Source organism: Paenibacillus sp. sg306046 (assembly GCF_059821225.1).
The window spans coordinates 46,203-59,942 of record NZ_JCAMRT010000029.1 but is presented as its reverse complement, the minus strand read 5'-3'; the positions used below and the strand labels follow the sequence as shown (position 1 = coordinate 59,942).

At 53.9% G+C, this 13,740-nt stretch carries 12 protein-coding genes; 11 read left to right on the top strand and 1 reads right to left on the bottom strand.

Annotated elements, in window-relative coordinates; all coding sequences use genetic code 11:
* Window positions 1–155 precede the first annotated feature (155 nt).
* A complete protein-coding gene (pdaA, locus tag AC6ROY_RS22665; protein ID WP_500102854.1) occupies window positions 156–908 on the bottom strand; it encodes a delta-lactam-biosynthetic de-N-acetylase in 753 nt (250 codons plus the stop codon).
* A gap of 424 nt (window positions 909–1,332) precedes the next feature.
* Between pdaA and AC6ROY_RS22660 the strand changes: the two genes are divergently transcribed.
* The 11 genes from AC6ROY_RS22660 to gltX all read left to right on the top strand — a co-directional run bounded on the left by AC6ROY_RS22660 (window position 1,333) and on the right by gltX (window position 13,542).
* The gene (locus AC6ROY_RS22660) at window positions 1,333–1,794 is read left to right on the top strand and encodes a CtsR family transcriptional regulator (protein ID WP_500102850.1); all 462 of its coding nucleotides are present in this window, start codon (window positions 1,333–1,335) and stop codon (window positions 1,792–1,794) included.
* Window positions 1,795–1,836: 42 nt separating this feature from the next.
* On the top strand, window positions 1,837–2,373 hold the full coding sequence (mcsA, locus tag AC6ROY_RS22655; protein WP_500102849.1) for a protein-arginine kinase activator protein McsA: 537 nt from the start codon (window positions 1,837–1,839) through the stop codon (window positions 2,371–2,373).
* Window positions 2,374–2,387: 14 nt separating this feature from the next.
* Window positions 2,388–3,464, top strand: a complete 1,077-nt coding sequence (gene mcsB / locus AC6ROY_RS22650) for a protein-arginine kinase McsB (protein ID WP_500102848.1) — start codon at window positions 2,388–2,390, stop codon at window positions 3,462–3,464.
* Between the two features lie 64 nt (window positions 3,465–3,528).
* Window positions 3,529–5,973: an ATP-dependent protease ATP-binding subunit ClpC gene (gene clpC, locus AC6ROY_RS22645; protein WP_500102847.1), complete on the top strand. Its 2,445-nt coding sequence runs from the start codon at window positions 3,529–3,531 to the stop codon at window positions 5,971–5,973.
* Between the two features lie 190 nt (window positions 5,974–6,163).
* Entirely contained in the window at window positions 6,164–7,531 is a 1,368-nt protein-coding gene (gene radA, locus AC6ROY_RS22640) for a DNA repair protein RadA (protein ID WP_500102846.1), read from the top strand.
* A gap of 62 nt (window positions 7,532–7,593) precedes the next feature.
* Window positions 7,594–8,643 carry a DNA integrity scanning diadenylate cyclase DisA gene (gene disA, locus AC6ROY_RS22635; RefSeq protein WP_500102853.1) on the top strand — a complete coding sequence of 350 codons (1,050 nt, stop codon included), beginning with the start codon at window positions 7,594–7,596 and terminating at the stop codon, window positions 8,641–8,643.
* A 74-nt stretch (window positions 8,644–8,717) separates the two neighbouring features.
* Entirely contained in the window at window positions 8,718–9,455 is a 738-nt protein-coding gene (gene pssA, locus AC6ROY_RS22630) for a CDP-diacylglycerol--serine O-phosphatidyltransferase (RefSeq protein ID WP_500102845.1), read from the top strand.
* A 171-nt stretch (window positions 9,456–9,626) separates the two neighbouring features.
* Window positions 9,627–10,724 (top strand): PIN/TRAM domain-containing protein, encoded by a 1,098-nt coding sequence (locus AC6ROY_RS22625; protein WP_500102844.1) that lies wholly within the window; start codon window positions 9,627–9,629, stop codon window positions 10,722–10,724.
* A 121-nt stretch (window positions 10,725–10,845) separates the two neighbouring features.
* Window positions 10,846–11,562 (top strand): 2-C-methyl-D-erythritol 4-phosphate cytidylyltransferase, encoded by a 717-nt coding sequence (ispD, locus tag AC6ROY_RS22620; protein ID WP_500102843.1) that lies wholly within the window; start codon window positions 10,846–10,848, stop codon window positions 11,560–11,562.
* Window positions 11,559–12,044: a 2-C-methyl-D-erythritol 2,4-cyclodiphosphate synthase gene (ispF, locus tag AC6ROY_RS22615; protein WP_500102842.1), complete on the top strand. Its 486-nt coding sequence runs from the start codon at window positions 11,559–11,561 to the stop codon at window positions 12,042–12,044. Before ispD ends, ispF begins: the two co-directional genes overlap by 4 nt.
* A gap of 46 nt (window positions 12,045–12,090) precedes the next feature.
* Complete coding sequence (gltX, locus tag AC6ROY_RS22610; RefSeq protein WP_500102841.1) at window positions 12,091–13,542, top strand: glutamate--tRNA ligase; 1,452 nt, start codon at window positions 12,091–12,093, stop codon at window positions 13,540–13,542.
* Window positions 13,543–13,740: the final 198 nt, after the last annotated feature.

Below are 13,740 nucleotides of genomic sequence, written 5' to 3'. Positions count from 1 at the left end.
CGACCGTTAAGCCTTCCAGCGTCGATGGTACTTGGACCGCAGGGTCCTGGGAGAGTAGAACGTCGCCAAGCAAAAGTAAATAAAACAGCCAGTATGGATATATCCATACTGGCTGTTTTATTTACACAAGGCTCGCATAGAGCCTGACGGCCAGCTTAAGGCTTGCGTATTTTCATATCGCTCAAGCTTTTAAACACATAGCCTTGCTGTCGGGCTGCATCAATAATCGGTCCGAGCGCCTCTGTATTATCCTTGGATACAGAGTGCAGCAGCAGAACAGCTCCGGAATGCAGCTGCTCCATGACTTTGTTGTAGGCATATTTCGACCCCTTTTGATCCCGCGTATCCCAGTCCTTGTAGGCAACTGACCAAAATACATTGGTGTAGCCAAGCTCCTTGCTGACAGACAGCGTGCGTTCATTGAAAATACCGCGAGGTGTTCGCAAATAAAGCATTTCCTGCTGCCCGGTTAATGCAGCGACCTCTGTTTTGACCTTCGTAAGCTCTTCACGAATACGTTCCGCCGAAATTTGACTCATATCGGGATGATGCCACGAATGATTCCCGATCAGATGTCCTTCGGCCTTCATCCGTTTAAGCAGCTCGGCTTGCTCTTTAATATAGTGACCGGTCACGAAGAAAATGGCCGGAACCTGCTTTTCCTTCAAGGTATCGAGAATGCGTGCGGTAAATCCATTTTCATATCCGTTATCGAAGGTCAGGTACAGCTCTTTCTGCGCCGGATCTCCGGTAAAAATGGCCCCGTACTTTTGCAGCAGCGGCTTGAAGCCTTCTTCATTAATGGACGGTTCCTGGCCATTGACGCTTCTCTTGAACCCGAAATGATAAGCAACATCGGCATGAACCGAATCCGGCAAGACGTACACAGCAGCTGAGCAAGCCAGCATCAACGATATGACGAACATCCAACGGCAAGCATATTGCTTCAAGCTTTATCCCTCCTGAATCACGTGATTAACCAGCCATTACCTTCACAGCACGACTGGCTGCTCAAATTTAAAGAAATACCCTCCATAAAGTATCCCTCATGCGAAAAAAGGCTATGTAGCCAATACCTGCGCTTGCCGACATGAAATACTGGTAAACCGGGCAGTTATTTGATTACGGCGAAGGAATTGGGCCAGGGTGAATTCATTAACCTGACGGCAGGCTGCACATACTGAAAGCTGATAAGCCATTCAAACGGCCCAAGCCGATGGCAACAGTTGCATTTTGAATCGAATCTGCTATAATAAGTTTAAAGTCAAAGAAAGTCAAAGTCAGTTTGTGATTCTTAAGTACTTTCACCTTTAGTCAGGGAGGTTGAAGCCGTTGCGCAGTGTTTCAGAGATGATCGAGCAGCATCTGAAGCAAATCATGCAGCAGAGCCCTGATGGCGTGATCGAAATTCAGCGCAATGAGCTGGCCGATCAGTTTAATTGCGTACCTTCGCAAATTAATTATGTCATCAGCACCCGCTTTACGCTTGAAAAGGGTTATATCGTCGAAAGCAAGCGGGGCGGCGGCGGCTATGTGCGGATTCAGAAGGTCGTCCTTCATTCTCATGGCACGGTGCTTGACTTCATTTTTCAAAATGTCGGTACGCACATTGATCAAACGGCTGCCGAGGGCTTGCTGTACCAGCTGAACGAAGGCGGCTTTGTTACAGCCCGTGAAGCGGCTTTGATGAAGGCGGCGCTGGCACGTGAAGTGCTCGCCCTGAAGCTGCCGCTGCGGGATGAAATCCGCGCCAGAATGCTGAAGGCGATGATGATCTGCTTGTTGAGCAAGTGAGGCGGAGGTTCCGCACAATATATTGCTGGAGGAGGGACTGTATTGATTTGTCAGGAATGCGGCAAAAAGCAGGCGACGTTGCATTTTACGAAAATTTTGAATGGAGAGAAGACGGAGTTTCACATTTGCGAAGCCTGCGCGCGGGAGAAAGGCGAACTGATTCCCGGAACGCCAGGCGGGTTCTCCATTCATAATTTGTTAAGCGGATTGCTTGATTTTGAGCCTTCTTCATCTGCGTCGTCAGCAGCAAAGGTGCAACCGACGCGCTGTGATCACTGCGGTCTCACCTACAGCCAGTTTAGCAAGGTCGGACGATTCGGCTGCAGTGAATGCTACAAGCATTTTAATGAAAAGCTTGACCCGCTCCTCAAGCGGGTTCATGGGAATACAACGCATACGGGCAAGGTTCCCCGGCGTTCAGGCGGGTTAATTAAGCTCAGACGTGAAATCGATAGCTTGAAAAGAGAGCTTCATGAACGAATAGATCAGGAAGAATTTGAAGAAGCAGCCAAGCTGCGGGATCAGATCCGCGTGCTGGAGAGGCAGGCGGCCGAAGGACAGACAGCGGCAGGGGAATAAGGAGGAGCGCCCTTATGACGGATGTGCAACGCTTTACGGAGCATGCATTAAGCGATTGGATGAAGGAGGAAGGCCCGGACTCGGACATTGTGATCAGCACGCGGATTCGAATTGCCCGGAATGTAGCGGCGTATCCGTTTCCTATGCTGGCGACGAGCCAGCAGTCCCAGGAGGTGCTGGAGCGCGTCGGCGCCATGATCGACAATGACGATCTGAGTACGATCAGCCGCTTCACCATGCTGCCGCTGTCGGAGCTTGACGACCTGCACCGGCGGGTATTGGTGGAGAAGCATCTGATCAGCCCGGCGCTGGCTAACGAGTCGCGCAATGGAGCTGTGATTTTGTCCGATAACGAATCCATCAGCATTATGGTGAATGAAGAGGATCATTTGCGAATACAATGCTTGTGCCCCGGCTTTCAAATTAAGGAAGCGTGGGATTTGGCGAATCAGCTCGACGATATTTTCGAGGGTCAGCTTAATTATGCGTTTGATGAAAAGCGCGGCTATATGACGAGCTGTCCGACGAACGTGGGAACCGGAATCAGGGCGTCGGTGATGATTCATCTGCCTGCGCTGGTGATGACCCAGCAAATCAACCGCATTTTATCCGCGATTACGCAAGTTGGCCTGGCGGTACGGGGGTTGTACGGAGAAGGCAGCGAGGCGCAAGGCAATTTATTTCAAATATCCAATCAGATTACATTGGGTCAGTCTGAGGAGGAAATCATCGACAATCTGCACAGCGTTGTGCGTCAAATTATTGAGCATGAGCGTGCGGCCCGGTATAAGCTGTCTGTTGAAAACAGAGCAAAAATTTTGGATCGCGTCAGCCGCTCCTTCGGGATTTTGTCATACGCCGCAATTATGGATTCGAAGGAAGCGGCGCAGCGTTTATCCGATGTCCGACTTGGCATTGACCTCGGTTTTATTAAAAAAGTGCCGGCTCAGGCGCTTAATGAGCTGCTGGTGATGACCCAGCCCGGTTTTTTACAGCAGTTAGCAGGAGAAAAGCTGTCGTTTGAAGAAAGAGACATTAGAAGAGCGCAGCTGATCCGCGACAAAATGTCCGAATCGGACGCAGTCGGCTAACACCAGGCGCTTCACTTGCAGCATGAAGTCGAATGAACGTTTACCAACCTTGGAGGTGTTACTCATGATGTTTGGCAGATTTACGGAACGCGCGCAGAAGGTGCTGTCGTTGGCTCAAGAGGAAGCTGTCCGGTTAGGGCATAACAATATCGGTACAGAGCATATCTTGCTTGGATTGATCCGGGAAGGCGAAGGCATTGCCGCGAAAGCATTAATCGCGCTTGGTCTGGGCCTGGAGAAAATTCAGGATGAGGTGGAGTCGTTGATCGGGCGGGGGCAAGAGCAGCCGACCAACATCGCGTACACGCCTCGCGCCAAAAAGGTTATTGAATTGTCAATGGACGAAGCCCGCAAGCTGGGGCACACGTATGTAGGCACAGAGCATATTTTGCTCGGTCTGATCCGCGAAGGCGAGGGCGTTGCCGCACGTGTGCTGAATAATCTCGGGGTGAGCCTGAACAAGGCGCGCCAGCAAGTGCTGCAGCTGCTCGGCAGCAGCGAGGTTGTTTCGCCAAGCCACGGTAATCCGGTAAACGTCAATACTCCGACGCTGGACGGTCTGGCGCGTGATTTGACGGCTTACGCCAAGGACGGCAATCTGGACCCGGTAATTGGCCGCAGCAAAGAAATCGAGCGCGTCATTCAGGTGCTCAGCCGCCGGACTAAAAACAATCCGGTGCTGATCGGGGAGCCGGGCGTTGGTAAAACGGCAATCGCCGAGGGGCTTGCCCAAAAAATTATCAACAACGAAATTCCTGAAACGTTGCGCGACAAGCGGGTTATGACGCTTGATATGGGCTCGGTCGTAGCGGGCACCAAATACCGCGGCGAGTTCGAGGACCGTTTGAAAAAAATTATGGATGAAATTCGCCAGGCAGGCAACATCATTTTGTTCATCGACGAGCTGCACACGCTGATTGGCGCAGGCGGCGCGGAAGGCGCGATCGACGCCTCCAACATTTTGAAGCCGTCGCTGGCTCGCGGCGAGCTGCAATGTATCGGTGCGACGACTCTGGACGAATACCGCAAATATATTGAGAAGGACGCTGCGCTGGAGCGCCGCTTCCAGCCGATTACGGTAGACCAGCCGTCTCCGGAAGAAGCGATTCAAATTTTGCACGGGCTGCGTGACCGTTATGAAGCGCATCACCGGGTCAAAATTACAGATGAAGCGATTGAGCAAGCCGTCAAGCTGTCGGACCGCTACATTACGGACCGCTTCCTGCCGGACAAGGCGATTGACTTGATCGACGAAGCGAGCTCCAAGGTAAGGCTCCGCTCCTACACGGTTCCGCCGGATTTGAAAAAGCTGGAGAACAAGCTGGAGGATATCCGCAAGGAGAAGGATGCTGCGGTCCAAAGCCAGGAGTTCGAGAAGGCGGCAGCGCTGCGCGATACCGAGCAGAAGATGCGTGAAGAGCTGGATACGACGAAAAACGAGTGGAAAGAAAAGCAAGGCCGTACCGATTCCGAGGTAACGCCGGACGATATCGCCCAGGTTGTGGCGAGCTGGACCGGAATTCCGGTTGTGAAGCTGGCGGAGGAAGAAACGGCGCGCCTGCTTAATATGGAAGCCATCCTGCATGACCGCGTAATTGGACAGGACGAAGCCGTCAAGGCTGTCAGCCGCGCGATTCGCCGGGCCAGAGCAGGTCTGAAGGATCCGAAGCGTCCGATGGGCTCCTTCATTTTCCTCGGGCCGACGGGTGTCGGTAAAACCGAGCTGGCTCGGGCGCTTGCAGAATCGCTGTTCGGCGATGAAAATGCCGTTATTCGGATCGACATGTCGGAATATATGGAGAAGCATTCGACTTCGCGTCTCGTCGGAGCGCCTCCGGGTTATGTCGGTTATGAAGAAGGCGGCCAATTGACGGAAAAGGTTCGCCGCAAGCCTTATTCGGTTGTGCTGCTGGATGAGATCGAGAAGGCGCATCCGGAAGTATTTAACATCTTGCTGCAAGTGCTTGAGGATGGCCGGTTGACCGACTCCAAGGGCCGCACCGTGGATTTCCGCAATACGCTGATTATTATGACCTCCAATGTTGGCGCCGATGTGATCAAGAAAAACTCGACGCTTGGCTTCACCGCCTCCATTGACTCGGGTCGCGAGTACGGCAATATGAAGGACAAAGTGATGGGCGAGCTGAAGAAAAGCTTCCGTCCGGAGTTCCTGAACCGGATCGACGAAATCATCGTCTTCCATTCGCTCGACGAGAAGCATATCGCGGAAATTGTCACCTTGATGGCGGATGATCTGCGCAAACGGCTCAAGGAGCAGGAGGTTGACTTTGCACTGACGGATAAGGCGAAGGCGTTCCTGGCCAAGGAAGGCTACGATCCGAGCTTCGGCGCGCGGCCGCTTCGCCGGGCGATTCAGAAGCATATCGAGGACCGGTTGTCCGAGGAGCTGCTGCGCGGCAACATCGCGAAGGGCGACAAGCTGACGATTGACGAGAAAGACGGCGAATTAATCGTCGAGCGCAACGCAAGCGTCGGAAGCGAAGCTTGAGCATCTTATTCGGTTGAAGCCGTCTGAATCTTTCCCCCACATAGAAAACATCTGTCGTTACCGGTGAGCCGGGCGGCAGATGTTTTTTTGCGTGCAGCCGCGAGAATATTTATGAAACGGAAGGCCGGAGGGTTTTCTTTGGGGCATTGGCATGGTAAACTTTTGTAATGGAACTTGAGGTGATGTCAGCTTGGCAAAAACCAAAACGAAATTTTGTTGCGAGCAATGCGGATATGAATCGCCGAAATGGCTGGGGAAATGTCCGGGCTGCGAAGCGTGGAACACATTTGTAGAAGAAGTGGAGACGGTCAGTAAGTCGCGAGGGGCGAATACTTCCATCTCGGGCAAGAAAGAAAAGCCGGTTCCCATCATAAACATAGAAAGCAGCGAGGAATTACGCGTAGTTACCAGCAACCAGGAGCTGAACCGGGTGCTCGGCGGCGGGCTCGTACCGGGTTCGCTTATTTTGGTCGGCGGCGACCCCGGGATCGGGAAATCAACGCTGCTGCTGCAAACTTCGCATGAGCTGACCAGACAGCAGTTGAAGGTGCTCTATATCTCCGGCGAGGAGTCTGTCCGGCAGACGAAGCTGCGGGCGGACCGGCTGGAGGCTGTATCGCCGCTGCTGTTTGTATTGTGCGAGACGAATGTTGAGCTGATCGAAGCGGCGATTGACGAGCTGCAGCCAAACTTTGTCGTCGTGGACTCGATTCAGACGGTATATCATCCTGTTGTTACCTCAGCTCCCGGAAGCGTTTCCCAGGTCAGGGAATGCACGGGGCATTTTATGCGAATCGCCAAGGTTCGAGGTATTGCAACGGTGCTAGTTGGTCATGTTACTAAAGAGGGCGCGATTGCCGGCCCGCGGCTGCTGGAGCATATGGTGGACTGCGTGCTGTATTTTGAGGGCGAGCGTCATCATTCGTATCGGGTGCTGCGTGCTGTGAAAAACCGTTTCGGCTCGACGAATGAGATCGGTATTTTTGAAATGCGTGAAAGCGGGCTGGTCGAGGTGAGCAACCCGTCTGAGCTGTTTTTGTCGGAACGGCCGCTTGGGGTGGCAGGCTCGACTGTGGTCGCCAGTATGGAGGGCACCCGTCCGGTGCTTGTCGAGCTGCAGGCGCTGATTACATCGACTAACTTCCCATCTCCGCGCAGAATGGCGACCGGCTACGACCATAACCGGCTGGCGCTGATCATTGCTGTGCTGGAGAAACGAATGGGCATGTTTTTGCAAAATCAGGACGCTTACCTGAATGTAGCCGGCGGTGTGAAGCTGGATGAACCGGCCGTCGATCTGGCGGTAGCGGTCAGCATCGCTTCGAGCTTTCGCGATCAGCCGACGCAGCCCTTCGATGTTGTATTCGGCGAGGTCGGCTTGACGGGCGAGGTGCGCGGCGTTTCCCGCGTGGACCAGCGTGTACGCGAGGCGCAGAAGCTTGGCTTCAGGCGGGTCATCCTGCCGGAGAAAAGCCTGAAGGGCTGGGCGCCGCCTTCGGGGATTGAGATTATCGGTGTGCAGACGGTTGCCGAGGCGTTGTCTGCTGCTTTTGTATAAGGATGTTTAGAAAGGTCAGGAGGGACAACGATTTGAGCAAGGATGATTCAAAGCGCGACGTGATGAGCCAGTTGCTGCAGCTGGTTGCGCCAGGAACGGCATTCCGCGACGGTCTGGAAAATGTATTGCGCGCGAAAACGGGCGGATTGATCGTAGTTGGCTATAGCCCGGAAGTGATGGAAATCGTGGACGGCGGATTTTCCATCAACTGCGATTTTTCCCCGAACTACTTATATGAGCTGGCCAAAATGGACGGCGCAATTATTTTAAGCGAGGATTTGAAACGGATATTGTATGCGAACACCCAGTTGATTCCCGATTCCTCCATTTCGTCAACGGAGACCGGGATTCGCCACCGTACGGCTGAGCGCGTTGCAAAGCAAACCTCCAAGCTCGTCGTGTCCATCTCCCAGCGCCGCAACGTCATTACGCTGTACCAGGGGACGCTGCGGTATTCGCTGAAAGATATCGGCGTTATATTAACGAAGGCAAATCAGGCGATTCAGACGCTTGAAAAATACAAGTCGGTGCTTGATCAGGATATGACAAATCTGGGCGCTTCGGAATTCGAGGAGCTGGTCACCCTGCATGATGTGACGGGTGTTATACAGCGCATCGAGATGGTGCTGAGAATCAAGGCCGAGATTAACCGCTATATCAACGAACTGGGCAACGAAGGCCGCTTAATCAGCATGCAGCTGGAAGAACTTGTGGGCAATACGGAACGTGAAGCGCTGTTGCTCGTAAAGGATTATATTAAGGAGGCCAACGAGGACAAAGTCAAGGATGTGTTCTCGCAGCTTAAACGAATTGCCAACGACGAAATTCTGGAGCATGCCCAAATCGCCAAAGCGCTTGGTTATCCGCATTTCTCAGCCAGTGCCGAAGAAATTGTGTCACCGCGCGGCTATCGCGTGTTGAATAAAATTCCGCGCTTGCCGGTTATTATTATTCATAACCTGGTTGAGCGGTTCCAGCAGCTGCCGCATCTGATGATGGCGACCATCGGCGAGCTGGACGAAGTGGACGGCATCGGCGAAGTCCGGGCGCGTACGATCAAGGAAGGTCTCAAGCGTATCCAAGATCAGGTACTCATTGACAGACATATCTAACTTGCTTACAATCATAGGGTGGCCTCATAGCGAGAACAGCCTTGGGGCACAGTAAACCAGAGGTGGACTAATCCATGATAACTAAATCGTTGCCCAATGTGTTTACGATTGGGAATTTGTTTCTCGGCATTATTGCCATTATATCGGTGTTCAACAACAAGCCGGAGCTTGCGGCCATCATGGTCATTGTTGCGATGCTGCTGGACGGCCTGGACGGGCGTGTAGCCCGCGCCTTGAACGCCCAGAGCGAATTCGGCAAAGAGCTGGATTCGTTGTCCGATGTCATCTCCTTCGGGGTGGCGCCGGCCTTCATCATGTACGTGGTAGCTTTTACGGAATTGAATACGGCGGCGGCCTGGATTGTGACAGCCGTGTTCCCGATTTGCGGAGCGCTTCGCTTGGCCCGATTTAATGTCGTGGCAGGCACCCCGGGTTATTTCATCGGACTTCCGATTCCTGCGGCAGGCGGCGTACTGTGTACGCTGGCGCTGTTTCATCAGGAGCTGAACACGATTGTGCTTCTGTTGTCGACCTTGCTGCTGTCCTACCTGATGGTAAGCACGGTTAAATATCCGAACTTCAAGAAAATCGGCATCCCGAAAGCCGCGATCTGGATTACGCCTATCGTTGTTGTTATCGCGGTTGTGCTGGCTGTGCAGTTCCCGGGTACGTTGTCCAAGCTGATTTTTGTACCGCTGCTGCTGTATGCGCTGTACGGCTTAAAAAAAAACGTTGATCGGATGTTTTTCTTTACCCGCAGAAAGCGTAAGAAAGAGCGGGAGGAAGCCGACTCCCAATCAACAATGATGTAAGGCATCACCCTATGGGCGGAGACGAAAAGCATTTATTTTCCTGATGGAGAATGGATGCTTTTTTGTATCCGCTCATTTTTGCATTTTCTTCATGTCTCCGGGGTTAGGGAACATGCTTTTGGTTCATAATTGTAACGAAGCATGAGGAAAAAAATGGAGGTGAGGTTTGGGATGAAAACAGGGTTTCAGCTTTTATTCGCCCTGATCGGAGGCACGCTTGGCTTACAGTGGAGCGATACACTGGGCAAGCCTTTATTCGACATGGCCGCAGCGGTGCTCGGTACGGAGGAGATTCGCGGACAAGCAGTGTATATGTTCATCGGGTTTGCGCTGCTGTTTTATTCGATCAGCGCCTGGACCGTGACCAGCTTGCTTGGATTGATCCGAAACGGAGAGGAGCGGGTGGCGAGCATTCCGATGATTGATCTGATTGCCGGATCTTGCGGAATGGGCCTCGGCGTGCTGCTGTCCTCGCTGCTGCTGTTCCCGCTGGAGCGTACTGGCTATTCCAGCCCGCTGCTGCATATGCTGCTGATCGGAGTATTGGCGTATGCAGGCTTTCGGATCGGGCTTGTCAAGAGAGAAGAGCTGCTGGCGCTGCTGGAGAAGCGGGGAGATGCCCGTGGACGACGGGGCGCGCAAGGCGAAGCGAAGGGCTTCGAGGAGCACAAGATTCTGGATACGAGTGTCATTATCGACGGCAGAATTGCCGATATTTGCAAGACCGGCTTTATCGAGGGGACGCTGGTAATTCCGGAATTTGTGCTGGAGGAGCTGCAGCATATTGCCGACTCGTCTGATCTGCTCAAGCGCAATCGCGGCCGTCGCGGCTTGGACATTCTGAACAAAATTCAGAAGGAGCTGGATGTGAAGGTGCTGATTTACGAAGGGGATTTCGAAGAAATTTCCGAGGTGGACAGCAAGCTGGTCAAGCTGGCCAAGGTGCTGCGCGGCAAAGTCATTACGAATGATTTTAATCTGAACAAGGTTTGCGAGCTTCAAGGAGTATCCGTGCTGAACATTAATGACTTGGCCAACGCGGTCAAGCCGGTGGTGCTTCCGGGCGAAGAAATTCTCGTGCAGGTCATCAAGGATGGCAAGGAGCATGGTCAAGGCGTCGCTTACCTCGATGACGGCACGATGATCGTGGTAGAGGGCGGTCGCGAGTTTATCGGGACGACGCTGGATGTGCTGGTCACGAGTGTGCTGCAGACATCGGCGGGCCGGATGATTTTTGCCAAGCCCAAGCTCTTGGAAAAAGCGCTCTGAACCGTTATGATAGAAGAGATGCACAGAAGGGTCTCCCACGGCGCAATCGCCTGCGGAGAGGCGTCGCGAGTCGAAGGCTCGCGAGGACCGCGTGCTAGACGGTAGGCGGGCAGGTGGTAAGGTGAACGGCCAAACAGGCAAAACAGGCGTTGTGATCGTAGCAGCGGGTAAAGGCACGCGTATGGGAACAACGGAAAGCAAGCAATATTTACAGCTCGATGATAAACCAATCTTGATCCATACGCTGCTAGCGTTTGAACGTATGGCATTTGTCGATACAATCGTCCTGGTGACGGGGGCGGATGATGTGGAGCGTTGCCGCCGCTGGGTTCAGCAGTATGGGCTGTCCAAGACGGCGGCCGTCATTCCGGGCGGCAAGGAGCGGCAGCATTCCGTCCATGAAGGACTGAAGGCGCTGCCGTCGAAGCTGATGTGGGTGCTCGTGCATGACGGAGTACGACCGTTCGCAGCGCCGACGCATGTCAAGGCATGTCTGGAGCAGGCGGCACGCACGGATGCGGCGGTGCTGGCTGTGCCGGTAAAGGATACGATCAAGGTGGTAGACGGCGGCGGCCTCATCACGGCGACCCCGGACCGCAGCAGCTTGTGGGCGATTCAAACCCCGCAAGCTTTTCGTTTTTCCATGCTGCTGGAGGCACACGAGCACGCGCAGCGAGAGGGCTTTATTGGTACCGATGACGCGATGCTGGTCGAACGGCTTGGCCGACAAGTAGCGGTCGTCGAAAGCGACTACTATAACATCAAGATCACAACGCCGGAGGATCTGCCTTGGGCGGAGTGGATATTACGACATGTCAGGAGAGAGGGAAACGAATGATTCGCGTGGGGCAAGGCTTTGATGTCCATCAACTGGTGGAGGGCCGCAAATGTATCATCGGCGGCGTCGATATTCCGTTTGAAAAAGGGCTGCTCGGGCATTCGGATGCGGATGTGCTGCTGCATGCGCTCAGCGACGCCATTTTGGGAGCGCTGGCCTTGGGCGATATCGGCAAGCATTTTCCGGACACGGCGGCAGAGTATAAGGATGCGGACAGCTATGAGCTGCTGCTGCATGTGTGGAAGCTGGCGACGGATGCGGGCTACCGGCTCGGCAACGCCGATCTGACGATCATTGCGCAGAAGCCGAAGATGGCGCCGTATATTCCGGCGATGGTGGAGCGGATTGCCGCTGCGCTGGCTGCCGAGCCGTCGCAGGTGAACGTGAAGGCAACGACAACCGAGCAGCTTGGTTTTACCGGGCGGGGTGAAGGGATCGCGGCACAAGCGATTGTTTGTTTGGTTCATGGTGTGCTATCATAACAATTTATAACTCGTATAACGGGAAATAGGGAAGGGGAGCTAAGGGATGGCAGACGTTCGCGTAAGATATGCGCCAAGTCCGACCGGACATTTACATATCGGCGGTGCCCGCACCGCATTGTTTGATTATTTGTATGCCCGCAAGCAGGGAGGACAATTTATCGTCCGGTTCGAGGATACCGACCAGACCCGGCATGTCGAGTCCGGCGTAGACAACCAGCTGAACGGCTTGCGCTGGCTTGGCATGGATTGGGATGAAAGTGTGGACATCGGCGGACCGTATGGTCCATACCGCCAGATGGAGCGGCTTGATTTGTATCAGCCGTTTGTCGATCAGCTGCTGCGGGAAGGCCACGCCTATAACTGCTTCTGTACGGAAGCCGATCTGGAGGCGGAACGGGCGGCCCAGGAAGCTGCGGGCCAAATGCCGATGTATTCGGGCCGCTGCCGCAGCTTGACGCCGGAGCAGCAGCAAAGCTACCGGGACGAGGGCCGCAAGCCGTCCATTCGCTTCCTTGTGCCAGCGGGCCGGACGATTGCATTCACGGACCGGATTCGCGAGCAGGTGGAGTTTGATTCGAACGGCATCGGCGACTTTATTATCGTACGTCCCGACGGTATCCCGACGTACAATTTCGCAGTTATTTTGGATGATCATCTGATGAAGATTACGCTCGTTATTCGCGGAGAGGAGCATCTGACCAATACGCCGCGTCAAATTATGATGTATGAGGCGCTTGGCTTGCCGGTGCCGGAATTCGCCCATCTGGCGCTTATTTTGAACCCGGATCGCAAAAAGATGAGCAAACGCGATGAATCCATCATCCAGTTTATCCAGCAGTACGAATCGCTCGGCTATTTGCCGGAGGCTGTTGTGAACTTCATCGCACTGCTTGGCTGGTCGCCGAAGGGCGAGGAGGAAATATTTTCGAAGGAAGAGCTGATCGCCCAGTTTGATCTGGATCGCGTGTCGAAAAGCCCGGCTGTATTCGACATGGACAAGCTGAATTGGATGAACAATGCGTACATTAAAAAAGCGGACCCTGCGCGAATCGCTGCATTAAGCGTGCCGCATCTGCAGCAGGCGGGACTGCTGCCAGCCGAGCTGAGTGCGGAGCAGGACGTTTGGGCAAGCTCGCTGATCCGTTTGTACCAGGATCAATTGCGTTACGCGGCGGAAATTGTGCCGTTGTCGGAGCTGTTTTTCCGCGAGGAGGTACAGCTGAATGAAGAAGCGGCGGCACTGCTGGGCGAGGAGCATGCGCCGGTCGTTCTGGGCAGCTTCCTCAAGCAGGCTGAGGGCGCGGCTGACTTTACCGTGGATACGGTCAAAGCGCTTGTGAAGGCAGTCCAAACGGAAACCGGCTACAAAGGGAAACCGCTGTTCATGACGATCCGCGTGGCGTTAACAGGTCAGATGCATGGCCCGGATCTGAATATGACGATTCACCTGCTCGGTAGGGACAAGGTGCTCACCCGACTGAAGAAGTTATTGTAATCCCGCGGACTTTCTGCTAACATCGTAAGCAAACCTGAATATTCGACATGGCGTAGAACGGGAAAGTACGCGGAAGCGGCGGATTCACAGAGAGGATGATCGGCTGAACGGCCGGCTGCAAGTCATCCAGTCCACCATCGGCGGAAGTGCACCCGGGAGCTGTTAAGACGATCTGAATCCGGAGGTCTAACCTCAGAT

Excerpts from the sequence above, each read along its gene's own strand:
- pdaA (WP_500102854.1), bottom strand. The coding sequence starts at position 908 with ATGCTGGCTTGCTCAGCTGCTGTGTACGTCTTGCCGGATTCGGTTCAT.
- mcsB (WP_500102848.1), top strand. The coding sequence starts at position 2,388 with ATGACGGATGTGCAACGCTTTACGGAGCATGCATTAAGCGATTGGATG.
- clpC (WP_500102847.1), top strand. The coding sequence starts at position 3,529 with ATGATGTTTGGCAGATTTACGGAACGCGCGCAGAAGGTGCTGTCGTTG.
- disA (WP_500102853.1), top strand. The coding sequence starts at position 7,594 with ATGAGCCAGTTGCTGCAGCTGGTTGCGCCAGGAACGGCATTCCGCGAC.
- pssA (WP_500102845.1), top strand. The coding sequence starts at position 8,718 with ATGATAACTAAATCGTTGCCCAATGTGTTTACGATTGGGAATTTGTTT.
- AC6ROY_RS22625 (WP_500102844.1), top strand. The coding sequence starts at position 9,627 with ATGAAAACAGGGTTTCAGCTTTTATTCGCCCTGATCGGAGGCACGCTT.
- ispF (WP_500102842.1), top strand. The coding sequence starts at position 11,559 with ATGATTCGCGTGGGGCAAGGCTTTGATGTCCATCAACTGGTGGAGGGC.
- gltX (WP_500102841.1), top strand. The coding sequence starts at position 12,091 with ATGGCAGACGTTCGCGTAAGATATGCGCCAAGTCCGACCGGACATTTA.